Below are 15,937 nucleotides of genomic sequence, written 5' to 3'. Positions count from 1 at the left end.
TAGGAGCGGCCTTGTGTCGCGATGGGCTGCAAAGCAGCCCCCGAGGCCCTCAAGCCTTGCCGTTGGCCAATTGTGCCGGCGCGAAGTGACAGGTAAAGGTACTGCCATGCCCCGGCACGCTGCTGATCTCCAGCTTCCCGCGGTGGCGCATCAGCACATGCTTGACGATCGCCAGCCCCAGCCCGGTGCCGCCGGTATTCGACGCACGGCTGGAATCGACCCGATAGAAGCGCTCGGTCAGGCGTGGCAGGTGCTTGGCATCGATGCCCACCCCCGAGTCCTGCACCGACAGGTGCGCGCCTTGGGCATCGGCCCACCAGCGAATACGGATGCTGCCTTCGTCCTGGGTGTACTTGACCGCATTGAACACCAGGTTGGAAAAGGCACTGCGCAGCTCCGACTCGCTGCCCTTCAACTGCACGCCAGGCGCGGCTTCCAGGGTGATGCGCTGGTTGCGGGGCCCGGACAGGGCCTGGGCGTCGTTCTTGATCGCGGCAAGCAAGGCATCGACCGCCACTGGCTGGTTGTCCGACGGGTAGTCGGTGGCCTCCAGCTTGGCCAGCAGCAGCAGGTCGTTGAGCAGTGTCTGCATGCGCGAGCCTTGCTGGCTCATCTGCTGCAGGGCTCGGCCCCAGCGCGGGTTCACGTCTTCGACGTTGTCCAGCAGGGTTTCCAGGTAGCCGGTGATCACCGTCAGCGGCGTGCGCAGCTCGTGGGACACGTTGGCGACGAAGTCCTTGCGCATCTGCTCCAGCTGGTGGATGCGGGTAACATCGCGCACCAGCATCAGGTGCTCGTTGTTGCCGTAGCGGGTGATGTGCAGCTGCACGCGCATACGGTCGTTGATCGGCGAGGGGATTTCCAGCGGCTCGAGGTAGTTCTCCGCCTCGAAGTATTCCTTGAAGCGCGGGTGGCGCACCAGGTTGGTCACCTGCTGGCCGCCGTCCTGTGGGGTCTTGAAGCCCAGCAGGGTCTCGGCGGCGCGGTTCCACCATTCCAGGTTGCCGTCGCTGTCCAGCATGATCACCGCGTCACGCAGCGCGGCGGTAGACTCCTGCACCCGGTCGATTACCGCCTGCAGGCGGCCGCGCACGCGCTGGTCGCGGCGTTGCAGGTGGTAGATGCTGTCGAACACTTCGCCCCACAGGCCGTAGCCATCGGGTGGTGCTTCGTCGGGTTGGTGGTTGCGCAGCCAGTCATGCAGGCGCAGCAGTTGCTTGAGGGTCCAGCCCAGGTAGAGCGCCAGGCCGATGGCCAGGCTCCAGCCATAGTAGCCGCTGACCAGCCCGCCGATCAGGCAGACGGTAATCAGCAGCAGCAGGTGGCGAATCAGGGTCGCGTGCCAGTTCTGGTTCAATTGACGGTCCTTGTACAACGACGTGCAGCTTGGCGCTTTTCAGCTCGATCAGCTCTTGGTCGAGAAGCGGTAGCCGGTGCCCCGGACGGTTTGTACCAGATTTTCGTAGGCTTCACCCAGCGCCTTGCGCAGGCGGCGGATGTGTACGTCGACGGTGCGCTCTTCGACATAGACGTTACCGCCCCACACCTGGTCCAGCAGCTGGCCACGGGTGTAGGCGCGCTCCTGGTGGGTCATGAAGAACTGCAGCAGGCGGTATTCGGTAGGGCCCATCTCGGCCGGCTTGCCGTCGATGGTCACGCGGTGGCTGATCGGGTCGAGCAGCAGGCCGCCGACTTCGATCGGTGCCTCGCTATCGCTCGGGCCAGTGCGGCGCAGCACGGCTTTCAGGCGGGCGACCAGTTCACGCGGCGAGAACGGCTTGGTGATGTAGTCGTCGGCGCCCACTTCCAGGCCCTGGATCTTGTTGTCCTCTTCACCCTTGGCGGTGAGCATGATGATCGGGATGTCGCCGGTCAGTTCGTCGCGCTTGAGGCGGCGGGCCAGTTCGATGCCGGAGGTGCCCGGCAGCATCCAGTCGAGCAGGATCAGGTCCGGTTTGCGGTCGACGATGATCGCGTGGGCCTGTTGGGAGTTTTCCGCTTCCAGGCAGTCATAACCGGCCATTTCCAGGGCAACGGCGATCATCTCGCGAATTGGTGCTTCGTCGTCGACGATCAGAATGTTCCTGCCAACCATGCTCAAAACCTCTCCTGGATACGGTGTCTTGGCCCGCATTAGATAACGGAATTATTGCAGCTGTGTGACAGGGTGTTGGCCGTTCTGGCGACATTCCATGACTGAACTAGGCTTGAAAGGGCCGTAGTTGTGGCAACCAGAACTCAATCCCCCCGAAACAATGGTGAATCCAATGACACGACAAACGCTGAGCTGGATGGCCCTTTTCACTGCGCTGGCGCTCCCGGGGGTGGCCTTGGCCGACCATGCGATGGAGAAGGGCGGGATGTTGGTCGATCATGCCGGCATGACCCTGTACACCTTCGACAAGGATGCGGGCGGCAAGTCGATGTGCAATGGCGAATGCGCCACCAACTGGCCGCCGCTGATGGTCAAGGCCAATGACGAACCGGCCAAGGACAAGTGGACAGTGGTGATGCGCGATGACGGCAGCAAGCAGTGGGCCTATGACGGCAAGCCGCTGTACACCTTCATCAAGGACAAGAAGGCCGGCGATATGACCGGTGACGGCATGAAGGACGTCTGGCACGTTGCCAAGCCTTGAGATTGCCGGGGCCGCTTTGCGGCCCTCTCGCGACACAAGGCCGCTCCTACAGGAATGCGCGATCCCCTGTAGGAGCGGCCTTGTGTCGCGATGGGCTGCAAGGCAGCCCCAGAATCCTCAGCGCAACGCGTAATCCAGCACCACCCCGATGAACACCAGCATCCCCGCCCAGTGATTGTGCAGAAACGCCTTGAAGCACGACTCCCGGTCCAGTTTGCGCGTCGCCCAGTACTCCCAGGCAAAGCACGCCGCCGCGCCCAGCAGCCCCAGGTGGAACCAGCCACCCAGCTCGAAGCGGCTGCCGGCCAGCAACAGGCAGCCCAGCGACAGCAGCTGCAAGGTCAGGATGATGGTGCGGTCGGCGTCGCCGAACAGGATAGCGGTCGACTTCACGCCTATCTTCAGGTCGTCATCACGGTCGACCATGGCGTAGTAGGTGTCGTAGCCCACCGTCCACAGCAGGTTGGCGATATACAGCAGCCAGGCGCTGGCCGGCAGCTCGCCACCCGCTGCGGTGAAGGCCATGGGAATGCCCCAGGAATACGCCGCCCCCAGCACCACCTGCGGGTAATAGGTGTAGCGCTTCATGAACGGGTAGCAGAACGCCAGTGCCACCGCACCGAACGACAGCCAAACCGTGCGGCTGTTGGTACACAGCACCAGCAGGAAGCTCACTCCGACCAGGATGGCGAACAGCGCCAGTGCTTCGCGCGGGCGGACCCGGCCGCTGGCCAGTGGGCGGTCGGCGGTACGTTTGACGTGGCCGTCCACCTTGCGGTCGGCAAAGTCGTTGATGCAGCAACCTGCAGCGCGCATCAGCACCACACCTAGGCCGAAGATCAGCACGTTGGCCAGGGTTGGTGAACCGTTGCCGGCAATCCACACCGCCGACAAGGTCGGCCACAGCAGCAGGTAGATACCAATCGGCCGGTCCATGCGGCTGAGCTGGACGAAGTCCCAGGCCCGCGGGTGCAGGCGGTTGAGCGACTTGAGCAGTTGCAGGTACATCAGCGGTTTTCCTCCTTGGCCGCTTGCCACAATGCTGGCAGAAACACCTCTGCCACCAGCAGGTCCAGGCCGCCACGTTCGAAGCGCGAACGGCGGCCCCACAGCGCCGCGTGGGCGGCTTCACCCGGCAGCCAGGCCTGTGGATAACTGCACACCTCGATGGGGTGGCGGATGAATGCCTGGTCACAGAACAGCAACTCGCCCAGCGAACGGCTGCCCAGGGTTTCCAGGTCCAGCCCGCCGCGCTCCAGGGCGCTGCGGCTGGCGACGCTGCGGGCGAACACCCAGGGTTGGCCATGGCCGCGCAGGTAAACCTCGCGCACCCAGCCTTCGGCGCCAGCGGCGATGCCCAGTGCCTGGCATTCGTCATCGCGCAGCGGCTGCCAGCCCTCGAACAGCGGGGTGACGGAGAAGTGATCGTTGGACAGGCGGGTCAGGCGGCGGGTCAGCGAGCCCTCGTCGAACAGCCAGTCAAGGGTGGGCTGGTCGAGATCGGTCGCCAGCTGTGAATACGGCAGCCACGCGACAGCGGCTGCTTGCGGGGATTCGTACGACACGTCGGTCTGCTTGTTACAACCAGAGAGGCGGCGAGCTTAGCATGATTGCCCCGACTGCTTGCATACTGCTGGCAGGGCCGCTACAAAGCCCCACGAATTGCGCGCTGGTCTCTTCGCGGGCATGCCCGCTCCTACAGGTTATGCACAATTCCTGTGGGAGCGGGCATGCCCGCGAAGAGGCCATCAGCAGCAACACAAAGCTCCAGCCTGAACCGAGGAAACCCACCCCCATGAAAAAGTGGCAATGTATTGTCTGTGGCCTGATCTACGACGAAGCCGAAGGCTGGCCAGACGACGGCATCGCCCCCGGCACCCGCTGGGAAGACGTGCCTGAAGACTGGCTGTGCCCCGACTGCGGCGTGGGCAAGAGCGACTTTGAAATGATCTCCATCGGCTAATCGAGGAAAGCACGACATGACGTCCCCTGTGGTAATCATCGGTACCGGCCTTGCGGGCTACAACCTGGCCCGTGAATTTCGCAAGCTCGATGCGCAGACGCCGCTGCTGCTGATCACCGCCGATGACGGTCGTTCCTACTCCAAGCCCATGCTGTCCACCGGCTTTGCCAAGCAGAAGGACGCCGACGGCCTGTGCATGGCCGAGCCGGGCGCCATGGCCGAGCAACTGAATGCCGAGATTCGCACCCATACCCGCATCAGCGGCATCGACCCGGGCCACAAGCGTTTGTGGATAGGTGAAGAGGCGGTGGAATACCGCGACCTGGTGCTGGCCTGGGGCGCGCAGACGGTGCAGGTGCCGATCGAAGGTGATGGCGGCGATCGAGTGTTCCCGATCAACGACCTGGAAGACTACGCGCGCTTCCGTGCCGCCGCCGTCGGCAAACAGCGCGTGCTGATCCTCGGTGCCGGCCTGATCGGCTGCGAATTCGCCAACGACATGAGCCTGGGCGGCTTCCAGGTCGATGTGGTGGCGCCGTGCGAGCAAGTCATGCCGACCCTGCTGCACCCGGCCGCTGCCACTGCCGTGCAGGCCGGGCTGGAAGGCCTGGGCGTGCGTTTTCACCTCGGCCCGGTACTGACCCGCCTGCAGCAGGTGGCCCAGGGGCTGGAGGCGCACCTGTCCGACGGCAGCGTGATCGCCTGCGACCTGGTGGTTTCGGCCATCGGCCTGCGCCCGCGCACCGACCTGGCCGCAGCCGCTGGCCTGCAGACCAACCGCGGCGTTTGCGTGGACCGCCAGTTGCGCACGTCCCACGCGAACATATTCGCCCTTGGCGACTGTGCCGAAGTCGATGGCATCAACCTGCTCTATGTGATGCCGCTGATGAGCTGTGCCCGGGCTCTGGCGCAAACCCTGGCCGGCAAGCCGACAACGGTCGCCTACGGGCCGATGCCGATCACCGTGAAAACCCCGGCCTGCCCGCTGGTGGTCTCGCCGCCGCCCCAGGGCCACGAAGGCACCTGGCAGGTAGAAGGGCAGGGCAGTGACCTCAAGGTGCTCTGCCTTGATGCAGAGGGCAAGCTGCTGGGCTACGCCCTCACCGGGGCGGCCGTGATGGAAAAGCTGGCCCTGAATCGCCAGCTGCCGGCCGTGATGGCGTAAATAGCTGGCGTTCTGTCGGATTTATCCTGTTGTTGCTTGCACAATGGCCGCCCAGATACTGGCGCGGCCCCTGTGCACGTGCCATCCTCACTTCCGTCTGCCGCAGATTAGAGCCTGCGGTGCCTTGAGCGCTGCTCCCAGGGCAGCACGGCATAACAACAAGAATTCCGTCAAAGAGGCTTCACTATGCGCAAACCAGAACTCGCCGCCGTCATCGCCGAAAAGGCCGATCTGACCAAGGAAAAGGCCAATCAGGTTTTGAACGCGATTCTCGACAGCATCACGGGTGCCCTGGACAAGGACACTGTGACCCTGGTCGGTTTCGGCACCTTCGAAAAACGTCATCGCGGTGCGCGTACCGGCAAGAACCCGCAAACCGGTGAACCGGTCAAGATCAAGGCCAGCAATACCGTGGCTTTCAAGCCAGGCAAGAACCTGCGCGACAGCGTCAACGCCCCCGTCAAGCCGGCCAAGAAAGGCAAGTGATCGCTCCCTGACAACCCCAGTGTCAGCCAAGCGGGCGCCCCAGGGCGCCCGTTGTGCTTTCTGCAGGCAAAATGTTTCGAACTTGCATAAATAGTTTCGGAAAAGGATAGACTGCGCGCCTTAGTCACTTTTAATTCGAGGCGCGTTGATGAAGTTCCGCTTTCTTCTCTGGGCCATGGGGCTGTTGATGGCCAGGGCCAGCCGCAACAACCCGGCATTCCAGCAGCAGCTCAAAGGCAAGGACTTGGTGTTCCAGATGCAGACCCTGGACGGCAAGGTCGCCCGGCACTTCATCGTCAACAACGAACGCGTCAGCAGCAAGGGCGGTGCGCACCCGCAGCCGGCGTTCGCCATTGCCTTCAAGGACGCCGCCTATGGCTTCGCCACCATGCAGGCAGGAAACAAGCAGTTGGCGTTCATGCAGGGGATCCAGGACAAGCATATCCAGATCAAGGGCAACCCGGCGCTGGTGATGTGGTTCCAGGGGTTGATGAAGTACCTGAAGCCGAAGAAGAAGGGCTGAAATTGTAGGGGCCGCAAAGCGGCCCCATTTGATATCAGTGAGGTGTGTGGAACTGCGAAGCCAGCTCACGCAGCAGGCTCTCTGCCTCGAGCACCTTGTTCACCACATCCTCGGCCTTGTCCCGGGTAATCCCCAGCCGCTCCAGCAACTCGTCTGGAATCTCCTGCTGCGGCCCCGAGCCAATCCCCCGCGAGCGCAGCAGGCGGGTGGCCAGGCACACCAGGTTGGGGAACGCCGAAAACTCGCCTTCATAGGCCGGGTCGTGCTGGAAGCGCAGCGCGGTGGACAGTTCTTCCGGCATGTCCCACAGCTTCATCAACCAGGCACCGATCTGCTCGCGGCTGATGCCCAGCAGGTGTTGTTCCACGTAGGTGTGGCACAGATGCGGGTTGACCTCCAGGTGGCGGCAGATCAGCGAGAAGTGCGGCGGGAAAACGTGCGCCAACAGCAGGTAGCCAAAGTTGTGCAGCAGCCCGGCCAGGTAGGTGAGGCCGGCCTCGGGGCGCTCGGCCCGTGGCATGGCGCGGGTCAGGCCTTCGATGATCGCGGCGGTGTAGATCGACTGCTGCCAGTACGGCGTGGCTTGCTGCGGGTGGTCTTTCGGCAGGCTCAGGGTCTTGCCCAGCGCCAGGCCCAGGGCCAGGTTGATCACCAGGTCGAAGCCCAGCACACGCACGATGGCATCTTCTACCGAGCGGATCTTGCCAGGTGAGGCGTAGTAGGGCGATGCCGCCCAGCTCACCACCTGTGCTGCCAGCGCCGGGTCGGTTTCGACCACGCCGGTGATATCGTCGATGCTGGCGTTGGGGTCTACCCGCAGCTTGATGATCTTTTGCGCGGTGTCGGCCAGCGGCGGAATTTCGATGGTTTCTTCCAGGCGCTTCTGGATGCGCCGGGCAGTGAAGGCCTGGACGGCGTTGGTGATTTCCCGGGTGTCATCATCGGGGCGGTCGAGGTTGGGGCTGATGGCCTCGACTTCCTGGCCGAAGCTGCTGGCGCTGGCCTTGACCAGCATGCGCTTGAAGTGCGCGCGTTCGATTTCCAGCAGCAGGCCGGCTTCGCCAGACTGGATAAACACTTTATCGGCGTCGAGCAGGCTCTTTTCGTACTGGCAGGGCGAGCTGGTCAGCGCCGGGATGCCCGGCAGGGCCTTGAGCTGGTGCTTGTCCAGCATCTGCTTCAGGCGCGGCACCGACACCGCGGTGAGCTTGCGCCCGGTCAGTTCGGCGAGGCGGTTGAGGTCCAGCAGCTGGCTCTGCGGGAACAGCACCATCAGGGCGCCGACCTCGTCGTCGAGCAGCACGGCCTGTACCCGCGACGCTGCCGGCAGGTGCGGATGTTCGACCACCTCGCGGTAGGCCACGCCGAGTTTGTCGAGCAGCAGCCGGATGACCGAGGGAGCGTGTGGGGTTGCGGTGTCCAGGGCAACTTCAGTCATGGTCCGTATCCACTGATTCTTTTAAACGCGAAGTATAACCAGCCTGGGGGCAAAACTGGATCCATTATGGGACCAGCGTCACACTTGGCCATATTGCTGGCCATGACGCAGCCAGCGATCGAGCAGGGGGCTGACGTGCTCCGGCCAGCGTGCGACCAGGGCCTGGGCGGCGTCGCGCACGGCCGGCAGCAGGTCGGCGTCGCGCATCAGATCGGCGACCTTGAACTGCAACAGGCCGGTCTGGCGGGTGCCGAGCATCTCGCCTGGACCACGCAGTTCCAGGTCTTTCTCGGCGATGATGAAGCCGTCGTTGGTTTCCCGCATGATCCCTAGGCGCTCGCGGCCGATCTGCGACAGTGGCGGGTGGTACAGCAGCACGCAATGGCTGACGGCGCTGCCCCGGCCAACCCGGCCGCGCAGCTGGTGCAACTGGGCCAGGCCCAGGCGCTCGGGGTTCTCGATGATCATCAGGCTGGCGTTGGGCACGTCCACGCCCACCTCGATGACCGTGGTTGCGACCAGCAGCTGCAGGTTGCCGGCCTTGAACTCGGCCATGATCTCAGCCTTTTCCGCCGGCTTCATGCGCCCGTGGATCAGCCCCACCCGCAGCTCGCCCAGGGCGCTGCCCAGCTCCTCGTAGGTGCTTTCGGCGGCTTGGCAGGTCAGCTCTTCGGATTCTTCGATCAGGGTGCACACCCAATAGGCCTGGCGCCCTTCGGCGCAGGCGGCGCGCACCCGCTCGACCACTTCGAAGCGGCGGCTGTCGGCCACCAGCACGGTGTTCACCGGGGTGCGCCCGGGTGGCAGTTCGTCGAGCACCGAGGTGTCCAGATCGGCATAGGCGCTCATGGCCAGGGTGCGCGGAATGGGCGTGGCGGTCATGATCAGCTGGTGCGGGCACAATTCCCCGGCCACGCCCTTCTTGCGCAGGGCCAGGCGTTGCTGCACGCCAAAACGGTGTTGTTCATCGATGATCGCCAGGGCCAGGTGCTTGAACTTCACCTCTTCCTGGAACAGCGCATGGGTGCCGACCACCATTGGCGCACCGTTGGCGATCTGCTCCAGGGCGGCTGCCCGAGCCTTGCCCTTGAGCTTGCCGGCCAGCCAGGCCACTTCTATGCCCAGCGGTTCGAGCCAGCGCTTGAAGGTGATGTAGTGCTGTTCGGCGAGGATCTCGGTGGGCGCCATCAAGGCCACCTGGTAGCCGGCCTCCAGGGCCTGCAGCGCGGCCAGGGCGGCGACCACGGTCTTGCCGGCACCCACATCGCCCTGCACCAGGCGCATCATCGGCTCGTGCTGGCTGAGGTCGTAGGCAATTTCGTTGGCCACCCGCTGCTGCGCGCCGGTCGGCTGGAAGCCCAGGTTGGCCAGGTACTGCGCCTGCAGGCGCTGGGCCTTGGGCAGCACTGGCGCGCGCAGGCTGCGCAGGCTTTCGCGCAGGCGTTGCTGCGACAGCTGGTGGGTCAGCAGTTCTTCGAAGGCCAGGCGGTGCTGGGCCCAGTGCTGGCCTTCGGCAAGTTCGTCGAGGTCGGCGTCGGCCGGCGGGTTGTGCAGGTAGCGGATGGCATCGTCCAGCGGCGCCAGCTGGTAGTCCCGGGCCAGTTCGTCGGGCAGCCAGTCTGGCAGGCTGCGCGGGCCGAGCAGGCCCAGGCTCTGCTGGCACAGCAGGCGCAGGCGTTGCTGGGTGAGGCCTTCGGTGGACGGGTAGATCGGCGTCAGGGTCTGCTCGACCGGTGGCGGCGGCTCGTCGCCGTTCAGTGCGCGGTACTCCGGGTGGTAGATTTCCAGGCCCGAGGCGCCGGGGCGGGCTTCGCCGTAGCAGCGCAGGTGGGTACCACGCTTGAGGCCTTCCTTCTGCGCGTTGCTGAAGTGGTAGAAGCGCAGGCTCAGCACGCCGCTGCCGTCACCCAGGCGCACCACCAGGCTGCGGCGCTTGCCCATGGTCACGTCGGCGCCGCTGACCACGCCCTCGATCACCGCGTCCTGGCCAGGGCGCAGCTGGCCGATCGGCACCACGCGGGTGCGGTCCTGGTAGCGCAGGGGCAGGTGGAAAAGCACGTCCTGCAGGTTCTCCAGGCCGACCTTGGCGAGTTTCTCCGCCATGGCCTCGCCAACCCCCTTGAGTACCGTGACCGGGACCTTCGACAGCTCACTCATGACTCAGGCCGGTTGTTCCGCAGGGGCTTTGGCGACCGAGCACAGGCGGATCGAGTCGGCGAGGATCTCGATGGCCTTCGGCCGCGGGAAGCTGGCGCGCCAGGCGATGGCCACGGTGCGGAATGGTGCCGGTGCGGTCAGTGGGCGAACCTCGATGACGCCGGGGGCGTAGTGGTGGCTGTGCACCGCCGACAGCGGCAGGATCGACACGCCAAGGCCCGAGGCCACCATGTGGCGGATGGTTTCCAGCGAGCTGGACTCGACCGTGGTGTGCTTGGAGCCTTCACCGCCCTTGTTCAGCGTTGGGCAAGCTTCCAGTACCTGGTCGCGGAAGCAGTGGCCTTCACCGAGCAGCAACAGGCTCTTGTCGTTGAGCATGGCGGTGTCGATGGTCTTTTTCGCCGTCCACGGGTGGTCGGCCGGCATCAGGGCGCAGAACGGTTCATCGTACAGCGGCAGGGTCAGCACGTCGGCTTCGTTGAACGGCAGGGCGATGATCACCGCATCCAGTTCGCCGTTGCGCAGCTTTTCGCGTAGTACATGGGTGAAGTTCTCTTCGATGTACAGCGGCATCTGCGGCGCCACGCGGTGCAACTGAGGGATCAGGTGCGGGAACAGGTACGGGCCGACGGTGTAGATGGCACCAACCTTGAGCGGGGCGGTCAGCTGGTTCTTGCCGGCCTGGGCCAGCTCGCGAATGCCCTGGGCCTGCTCCAGTACCTTTTGCGCCTGGGCGACGATGCTTTCGCCGACCGGGGTCAGGCGGACCGCGCTCTTGCTGCGCTCGAAGATCAGCACGCCAAGCTCATCCTCGAGCTTCTTCACACCGACCGACAGGGTCGGCTGGCTCACGTGACAGCGTTCGGCGGCATGGCCGAAGTGCTGTTCCTGGGCGAGTGTGACGATGTAGCGTAATTCTGTGAGGGTCATAACGTGCGTCCATGAAGTTGCGAGCCCAGCATAGCGGCTGCAATCGATAGACGCACGTTATCAGACTTGCCGATTTGTGACAGAAACAAAAGTCTCAGCGGCGGTCCAGCGAGTAGACGAACGGTGCCACGACCTCGATCGTGCCATTGTTCAGCAACTCGGGTGGCGGCTTGGGTACCGTGCCGGCCCGACGGATCATTTCCAGGGTCGCCCGGTCCAGGGCGGCACTGCCCGAGCCACCGGCCATGGAGTACGACACCACCTTGCCTTCGGCGTCGACCACGAAGCGCAGGCGGTTGATGCCCTGCAGACCGCGACGGCGCGCGTCTTCCGGGTAACGCTTGTACTTGGCCAGGTGACGCAGCAGGTCGCTCTGCCAGGTCGGCAGGGCGTTGCTGTTGGACGCAATGCTCGGCGCCGGTGCCGCGGACTTCTGCGGTGGCGTGTTGCTGGGCGGTGCGTCTACCGTTTGTTCGGTCGGCGGTGCTTCCTTAGGCGGCTCAGGCTTTTTCTCGGGCTTGGGCGGCTGTGGCTTGGCCTTCGGCTTGGGCGGCTTGGGAATGGCGATCTTGGGCTTGGGTGCCTCGGCCAGCTTCGGCAGCGGCGGTTCCTCGACCGGCGCCGGTGGCTGCGGCGCCGCTTTCGGGGGCGGTGGTGGCGCAGGCTCCGGCAATGGCGCCAGCTCGACCATCATGGCTGCCGGTGGCAGTTCGATGGCCTGGGGCACCGACCAGTTGAGCGTCAGCAGCACGGCGACCACGTGCACGCCCAGCACGATCGCCAGGCTGCCACCGTAGCGCGCCATGTTAGAGCGCGTTTTTGTCATTTCTTGGCTGCCGTCTCGAGACCTACCAGACCGACTTTCAGGTAGCCGGCCGCGCGCATGTTGTTCATCACTTCCATCAGGTCACCGTAATCCACGCCTTTGTCAGCCTGGAAGAAGATGGTGGTTTCCTTGTCGCCCTTGGTTCTGGCATCGAGCATCGGGCCAAGCTGGTCGGGGGCAGGGACCTGATCGTCGCCGACGTACAGCTTCTGGTCGGCCTTGACGCTGACGAACACCGGTTTCTCGGGCCTCGGCGCCGGCTTGGCGGTCGAGGCCGGCAGGTCGACCTTGATGTCGACCGTGGCCAAGGGGGCTGCGACCATGAAGATGATCAGCAGCACCAGCATCACGTCGATGAACGGCGTAACGTTGATTTCGTGGTTTTCGGCGAGGTCGTCGCCACCTTCGTTGAGATGCAGGCCCATGGCTTACCCCACTTTCACCATGTGCGGGGCGGCGCGCTCGCTGCCCTGGTGGTCCAGATCACGGCTGACCAGCAGCAGCACCTGGGCGGAGGCGTCGGACACCTGGGCCTTGTAGCCGGCGATGGAGCGGGCGAAGACGTTGTAGATGACCACGGCCGGGATTGCGGCGACCAGGCCCAGGGCGGTGGCCAGCAGGGCCTCGGCGATACCCGGGGCAACCACGGCCAGGTTGGTGGTCTGGGTCTTGGCGATGCCGATGAAGCTGTTCATGATGCCCCATACGGTACCGAACAGGCCGACGAATGGCGCAGTGGAGCCGATGGTGGCGAGTACGCCGGTGCCGCTGCTCATGGTGCGGCCGCTGGCGTGTACCAGGCGCTCCAGGCGGAAGCTGACGCGCTCCTTGATGCCTTCTTTTTCGCGGGCGTTGGCCGACAGGCGCATCTCTTCGAGGGCATCGTGGACCAGGGTGTGGGCCAGGGTGCCTTCCTTGTTGGAAACGTCGCTGGCTTCCTTGAGGCTGGCGGATTTCTTCAGCAGGGCGATTTCACCACGCAGACGACGCTTGGCGCCCATCAGCTCGAAGCCTTTGGCGATCCAGATGGTCCAGGTGATGATGGAGGCGATGGCCAGGCCGATCATCACCGCCTTGACCACCACGTCGGCGTTCTTGTACATGCCCCATGGGGACAGGTCGTGGGCCATGCCCAGCGAGGTGTCTTCAACCAGGGCTTCGACGCTCGGGTCTACCGCGACCGGGGCATCAACCGGGGTGGCGGCCACTGCGTCGGCAGCCGGTGCTGCGGCTGGGGCAGCGGCCGGCGCAGCTGGTGCGGTAGCGGCAGCAGGCGCGGCAGCATTGGCGGTTGGCTCATCGGCCATGGCCACCGGGGCCAGCACCAGGCTGAGCGTCAGCGCGGCGATGGCGCGCCAGGCGCGCGACGGGGTTGGCGAAGCGGAAGGTTGAGTACGTGTCATGCTGGCCGGACCTGATGAAGAATAAAGTGAACGTTCTCCAAGGCCTCGAGGTAGGCCGAGAACAATTTGGCGGCCATTATTGCAAGTAATTCTTGTTAACAAAAGTAATCTTGTTGCTTTTTTCGCCTATGGTCTAGCCATCCATCGTGTAGCGTGGTCGGGCTGATCAATTGGTCTAGGGAGTTTAGAGATGTCAGACCTTTCCGTGATGGTGGTGGGATGTGGTGATGTAGGCGGGCGTCTTGCCCGGCAGATGCTTGCGCGCGGCTGGCAGGTGAGCGGCCTGCGTCGCTCGGTCGGGCAGTTGCCTGCGGGGGTCGTGCCGGTGGCGGCGGACTTGTCCGAGCCATCGATCCCCGACACCTGGCCGCAGCGCGCGCCGGACTACCTGGTGTATTGCGTGGCGGCCAGCCAGCACGACGAGGCGGGTTACCAGGCAGCCTATGTCGACGGTTTGCGCCATGTGCTGGGTTGGCTGGCCGAGCGCGGCCAACGCCCACGGCGCCTGCTGTTCGTGTCCAGCAGCAGCGTGTATGCACAGAAGGACGGCGAGTGGATCGAAGAAGGCGCGGCCACCGAGCCTGAAGGTTATTCCGGGCGGTTGATGCTGGAGGCTGAGCGGCTGGCGCTGGCCAGCGGCATCCCGGCCAGCGTGGTGCGCCTGACCGGCATCTATGGCCCCGGCCGCGAGTGGCTGCTCAGTCAGGTGCGCCAGGGCTACCGCGTGGCCGAGGAACCACCGCTTTATGGCAACCGCATCCATGCCGAGGATGCCGCCAGCCTGTTGGCGTTCCTGTTGCTGGCCGATGCTGATGGCAAGGTGCTCGACGACTGCTACATCGGCGTCGACGACGACCCGGCACCGCTGGCCGACGTGGTGGCCTGGCTGCGGGCGTACATGGGGGTAACCGAGTGGTCGGATGAGCAGCGAGTGCGGCGTACCGGCAGCAAGCGCTGCAGCAATGCGCGGGCGCGGGCGTTGGGCTGGGCGCCGGTGTATCCGAGCTACAGGGAAGGCTATGCGGCCATCCTGAAAGGGAAAAACTAACTCCAGGTTTGATGCGGCCTCTTGTGGGAGCGGCCTTGTGTCGCGAAAGGGCCGCAAAGCGGCCCCAGGATTTCAGCGTTACGGCACCACCTGCCGGGGCTGCTTTGCAGCCCTTTCGCGACACAAGGCCGCTCCCACAAAGGGGCGGCGCTTGGTCAGGGACGGTTTTCAGTCCAGCTCCAGCACCCACTGGCGCTTGCCGGCTGCCAACACTGGCATTTCATCCGGCTGTGCGCGGTTCACCGCCTGGAAGATCTCCAGCTTGTCGCCATCGCGCTTGAGGATGAACGGGGCGCCACGCTGGTTGCGCTCCAGCCACAGGCTGTCATTGCTGCCACCCATGGTCGCGCAGTCACCCGCCAGGCACAGGGCGAAACGGTCTGGCCCCGGCAGGCCGGTGACGTTGCCGGTGTCGCCGAAGCGCACGCTGGCACCTTTGCCCTGGCCTTCGATGATCTTCCAGTTGCCGCCCAGATAAGCCTGGTACAGGGCTTTCTCGAAGCTGCTGCCCAGTGGCGCATTGGCCGTCGCCGGCGCTTTGGCGCGCACGAAGGTCTGCTTGCCGCCGCTTTGATCGACCGCCTGCAATTCGTCGCCATCGAGCGACAGCTGTTCGGTCTGGCCACCCTGGAAGCTGGCCTGCCATTGCTTGTCGGTGGCGCTCAGCTGGCCGTCGGCCGCTTCGAAACCATTGCTGTAGCTGGCCTGTTGGCTGGCGACGTCGAGCTTCCACTCGAACACCGGCCCGTGCTCACTGAGCGCCTGACGCAGGCTGCCGCCCTTGACGGCCGCATTGATGGCGTCCTGGTTGATCCAGGTACCGTTGAAATCTTCGGGTTTGTGGCTGGCGCAGCCGCCCAGAAGCAGGGCTGCCAGCGCGAGGGGCAGTGCTTGACGCATGACGGGGTAACCTTGCAGAGAAGGGAAGGTGACGGGCAGGGCGCCCGTCACCGGGGGCATCATTCGATGACCAGGATAGCGTCCATTTCGACCTGGGCGCCTTTCGGCAGCGCGGCAACGCCGATGGCGGCGCGGGCCGGGTAAGGCTGCTCGAAGTAGCGGCCCATCACCTCGTTGACCTTGGCGAAGTGGCTCAGGTCGGTGAGGAAGATGTTCAGCTTGACGATGTCCTTGAACGAACCGCCAGCGGCTTCAGCCACGGCCTTGAGGTTCTCGAACACCTGTACGGTCTGGGCTTCGAAGCCTTCGACCAGTTCCATGGTCTTCGGGTCCAGAGGGATCTGGCCCGACATGTACACGGTGTTGCCGGCCTTGATCGCCTGCGAGTAGGTGCCGATGGCGGCAGGGGCCTTGTCGCTGTTGATGACGGTCTTGCTCATGATGACTCCTTGCGGTTGG

General features: G+C 64.6%; 18 protein-coding genes. 6 read left to right on the top strand and 12 right to left on the bottom strand.

All coding sequences use genetic code 11. The annotated features are described in order from the left end of the window. Window positions 1-49 precede the first annotated feature (49 nt). Together phoR and phoB are read right to left on the bottom strand one after the other, a co-directional pair. Entirely contained in the window at window positions 50-1,357 is a 1,308-nt protein-coding gene (gene phoR, locus ABNP31_RS25770) for a phosphate regulon sensor histidine kinase PhoR (protein ID WP_025341127.1), read from the bottom strand. Between the two features lie 48 nt (window positions 1,358-1,405). Continuing rightward, entirely contained in the window at window positions 1,406-2,095 is a 690-nt protein-coding gene (gene phoB, locus ABNP31_RS25765) for a phosphate regulon transcriptional regulator PhoB (RefSeq protein ID WP_003253341.1), read from the bottom strand. Window positions 2,096-2,267: 172 nt separating this feature from the next. Here phoB and ABNP31_RS25760 point away from each other — a divergent pair, with 172 nt between their 5' ends. Beyond that, on the top strand, window positions 2,268-2,639 hold the full coding sequence (locus tag ABNP31_RS25760; RefSeq protein WP_085615970.1) for a COG4315 family predicted lipoprotein: 372 nt from the start codon (window positions 2,268-2,270) through the stop codon (window positions 2,637-2,639). A 117-nt stretch (window positions 2,640-2,756) separates the two neighbouring features. Here the strand turns inward: ABNP31_RS25760 and ubiA are convergent, their stop codons facing one another. After that, entirely contained in the window at window positions 2,757-3,647 is an 891-nt protein-coding gene (ubiA, locus tag ABNP31_RS25755; RefSeq protein WP_025341125.1) for a 4-hydroxybenzoate octaprenyltransferase, read from the bottom strand. Continuing rightward, window positions 3,647-4,204 carry a chorismate--pyruvate lyase family protein gene (locus tag ABNP31_RS25750; protein ID WP_085615968.1) on the bottom strand — a complete coding sequence of 186 codons (558 nt, stop codon included), beginning with the start codon at window positions 4,202-4,204 and terminating at the stop codon, window positions 3,647-3,649. The genes ubiA and ABNP31_RS25750 overlap by 1 nt, the downstream gene beginning before the upstream one ends. 230 nt (window positions 4,205-4,434) lie before the next feature. Between ABNP31_RS25750 and ABNP31_RS25745 the strand changes: the two genes are divergently transcribed. The 4 genes from ABNP31_RS25745 (at window position 4,435) to ABNP31_RS25730 (ending at window position 6,776) form a co-directional block, all read left to right on the top strand. Then, window positions 4,435-4,602: a rubredoxin gene (locus ABNP31_RS25745; RefSeq protein ID WP_003253349.1), complete on the top strand. Its 168-nt coding sequence runs from the start codon at window positions 4,435-4,437 to the stop codon at window positions 4,600-4,602. A 16-nt stretch (window positions 4,603-4,618) separates the two neighbouring features. Further along, window positions 4,619-5,767, top strand: coding sequence for an NAD(P)/FAD-dependent oxidoreductase (locus tag ABNP31_RS25740; protein WP_085588827.1), 1,149 nt, complete (start codon window positions 4,619-4,621; stop codon window positions 5,765-5,767). Between the two features lie 186 nt (window positions 5,768-5,953). Then, window positions 5,954-6,253, top strand: a complete 300-nt coding sequence (locus ABNP31_RS25735) for an HU family DNA-binding protein (RefSeq protein ID WP_013974808.1) — start codon at window positions 5,954-5,956, stop codon at window positions 6,251-6,253. A gap of 148 nt (window positions 6,254-6,401) precedes the next feature. Then, on the top strand, window positions 6,402-6,776 hold the full coding sequence (locus tag ABNP31_RS25730; RefSeq protein WP_025341122.1) for an SCP2 sterol-binding domain-containing protein: 375 nt from the start codon (window positions 6,402-6,404) through the stop codon (window positions 6,774-6,776). A 34-nt stretch (window positions 6,777-6,810) separates the two neighbouring features. Here the strand turns inward: ABNP31_RS25730 and ABNP31_RS25725 are convergent, their stop codons facing one another. The 6 genes from ABNP31_RS25725 to exbB form a co-directional block, all read right to left on the bottom strand. Beyond that, window positions 6,811-8,214: an aminoacyl-tRNA deacylase and HDOD domain-containing protein gene (locus ABNP31_RS25725; protein ID WP_075046765.1), complete on the bottom strand. Its 1,404-nt coding sequence runs from the start codon at window positions 8,212-8,214 to the stop codon at window positions 6,811-6,813. Between the two features lie 78 nt (window positions 8,215-8,292). Next, entirely contained in the window at window positions 8,293-10,371 is a 2,079-nt protein-coding gene (recG, locus tag ABNP31_RS25720) for an ATP-dependent DNA helicase RecG (RefSeq protein ID WP_085664263.1), read from the bottom strand. A gap of 3 nt (window positions 10,372-10,374) precedes the next feature. Continuing rightward, on the bottom strand, window positions 10,375-11,301 hold the full coding sequence (locus ABNP31_RS25715; RefSeq protein WP_013974805.1) for a hydrogen peroxide-inducible genes activator: 927 nt from the start codon (window positions 11,299-11,301) through the stop codon (window positions 10,375-10,377). Window positions 11,302-11,395: 94 nt separating this feature from the next. Then, a complete protein-coding gene (locus ABNP31_RS25710) occupies window positions 11,396-12,127 on the bottom strand; it encodes an energy transducer TonB (protein ID WP_016489831.1) in 732 nt (243 codons plus the stop codon). Further along, the gene (gene exbD / locus ABNP31_RS25705; RefSeq protein WP_322490652.1) at window positions 12,124-12,552 is read right to left on the bottom strand and encodes a TonB system transport protein ExbD; all 429 of its coding nucleotides are present in this window, start codon (window positions 12,550-12,552) and stop codon (window positions 12,124-12,126) included. Before exbD ends, ABNP31_RS25710 begins: the two co-directional genes overlap by 4 nt. Window positions 12,553-12,555: 3 nt before the next feature. Next, a complete protein-coding gene (exbB, locus tag ABNP31_RS25700) occupies window positions 12,556-13,530 on the bottom strand; it encodes a tonB-system energizer ExbB (protein ID WP_274078285.1) in 975 nt (324 codons plus the stop codon). 190 nt (window positions 13,531-13,720) lie between these two features. Here exbB and ABNP31_RS25695 point away from each other — a divergent pair, with 190 nt between their 5' ends. Next, complete coding sequence (locus tag ABNP31_RS25695; protein WP_350012876.1) at window positions 13,721-14,578, top strand: NAD-dependent epimerase/dehydratase family protein; 858 nt, start codon at window positions 13,721-13,723, stop codon at window positions 14,576-14,578. A gap of 168 nt (window positions 14,579-14,746) precedes the next feature. On the opposite strand, the gene ABNP31_RS25690 is transcribed toward ABNP31_RS25695, so the two are convergent. Next, window positions 14,747-15,478: a hypothetical protein gene (locus tag ABNP31_RS25690; protein ID WP_350012875.1), complete on the bottom strand. Its 732-nt coding sequence runs from the start codon at window positions 15,476-15,478 to the stop codon at window positions 14,747-14,749. Window positions 15,479-15,537: 59 nt separating this feature from the next. After that, window positions 15,538-15,918: a RidA family protein gene (locus ABNP31_RS25685; RefSeq protein ID WP_009684531.1), complete on the bottom strand. Its 381-nt coding sequence runs from the start codon at window positions 15,916-15,918 to the stop codon at window positions 15,538-15,540. Between the last annotated feature and the right edge of the window lie 19 nt (window positions 15,919-15,937).

This window comes from Pseudomonas asiatica (genome assembly GCF_040214835.1).
Classification (GTDB): Bacteria; Pseudomonadota; Gammaproteobacteria; order Pseudomonadales; family Pseudomonadaceae; genus Aquipseudomonas; species Aquipseudomonas putida_Z.
This window is presented reverse-complemented; position numbering and strand designations above follow the sequence as displayed.

What these genes read in the sequence shown, in the direction of transcription:
- phoB (WP_003253341.1), bottom strand. Translation starts at nt 2,095, where the DNA reads ATGGTTGGCAGGAACATTCTGATCGTCGACGACGAAGCACCAATTCGC.
- ABNP31_RS25760 (WP_085615970.1), top strand. Translation starts at nt 2,268, where the DNA reads ATGACACGACAAACGCTGAGCTGGATGGCCCTTTTCACTGCGCTGGCG.
- ubiA (WP_025341125.1), bottom strand. Translation starts at nt 3,647, where the DNA reads ATGTACCTGCAACTGCTCAAGTCGCTCAACCGCCTGCACCCGCGGGCC.
- ABNP31_RS25745 (WP_003253349.1), top strand. Translation starts at nt 4,435, where the DNA reads ATGAAAAAGTGGCAATGTATTGTCTGTGGCCTGATCTACGACGAAGCC.
- ABNP31_RS25740 (WP_085588827.1), top strand. Translation starts at nt 4,619, where the DNA reads ATGACGTCCCCTGTGGTAATCATCGGTACCGGCCTTGCGGGCTACAAC.
- ABNP31_RS25735 (WP_013974808.1), top strand. Translation starts at nt 5,954, where the DNA reads ATGCGCAAACCAGAACTCGCCGCCGTCATCGCCGAAAAGGCCGATCTG.
- ABNP31_RS25730 (WP_025341122.1), top strand. Translation starts at nt 6,402, where the DNA reads ATGAAGTTCCGCTTTCTTCTCTGGGCCATGGGGCTGTTGATGGCCAGG.
- ABNP31_RS25725 (WP_075046765.1), bottom strand. Translation starts at nt 8,214, where the DNA reads ATGACTGAAGTTGCCCTGGACACCGCAACCCCACACGCTCCCTCGGTC.
- recG (WP_085664263.1), bottom strand. Translation starts at nt 10,371, where the DNA reads ATGAGTGAGCTGTCGAAGGTCCCGGTCACGGTACTCAAGGGGGTTGGC.
- ABNP31_RS25715 (WP_013974805.1), bottom strand. Translation starts at nt 11,301, where the DNA reads ATGACCCTCACAGAATTACGCTACATCGTCACACTCGCCCAGGAACAG.
- ABNP31_RS25710 (WP_016489831.1), bottom strand. Translation starts at nt 12,127, where the DNA reads ATGACAAAAACGCGCTCTAACATGGCGCGCTACGGTGGCAGCCTGGCG.
- exbD (WP_322490652.1), bottom strand. Translation starts at nt 12,552, where the DNA reads ATGGGCCTGCATCTCAACGAAGGTGGCGACGACCTCGCCGAAAACCAC.
- exbB (WP_274078285.1), bottom strand. Translation starts at nt 13,530, where the DNA reads ATGACACGTACTCAACCTTCCGCTTCGCCAACCCCGTCGCGCGCCTGG.
- ABNP31_RS25695 (WP_350012876.1), top strand. Translation starts at nt 13,721, where the DNA reads ATGTCAGACCTTTCCGTGATGGTGGTGGGATGTGGTGATGTAGGCGGG.
- ABNP31_RS25690 (WP_350012875.1), bottom strand. Translation starts at nt 15,478, where the DNA reads ATGCGTCAAGCACTGCCCCTCGCGCTGGCAGCCCTGCTTCTGGGCGGC.
- ABNP31_RS25685 (WP_009684531.1), bottom strand. Translation starts at nt 15,918, where the DNA reads ATGAGCAAGACCGTCATCAACAGCGACAAGGCCCCTGCCGCCATCGGC.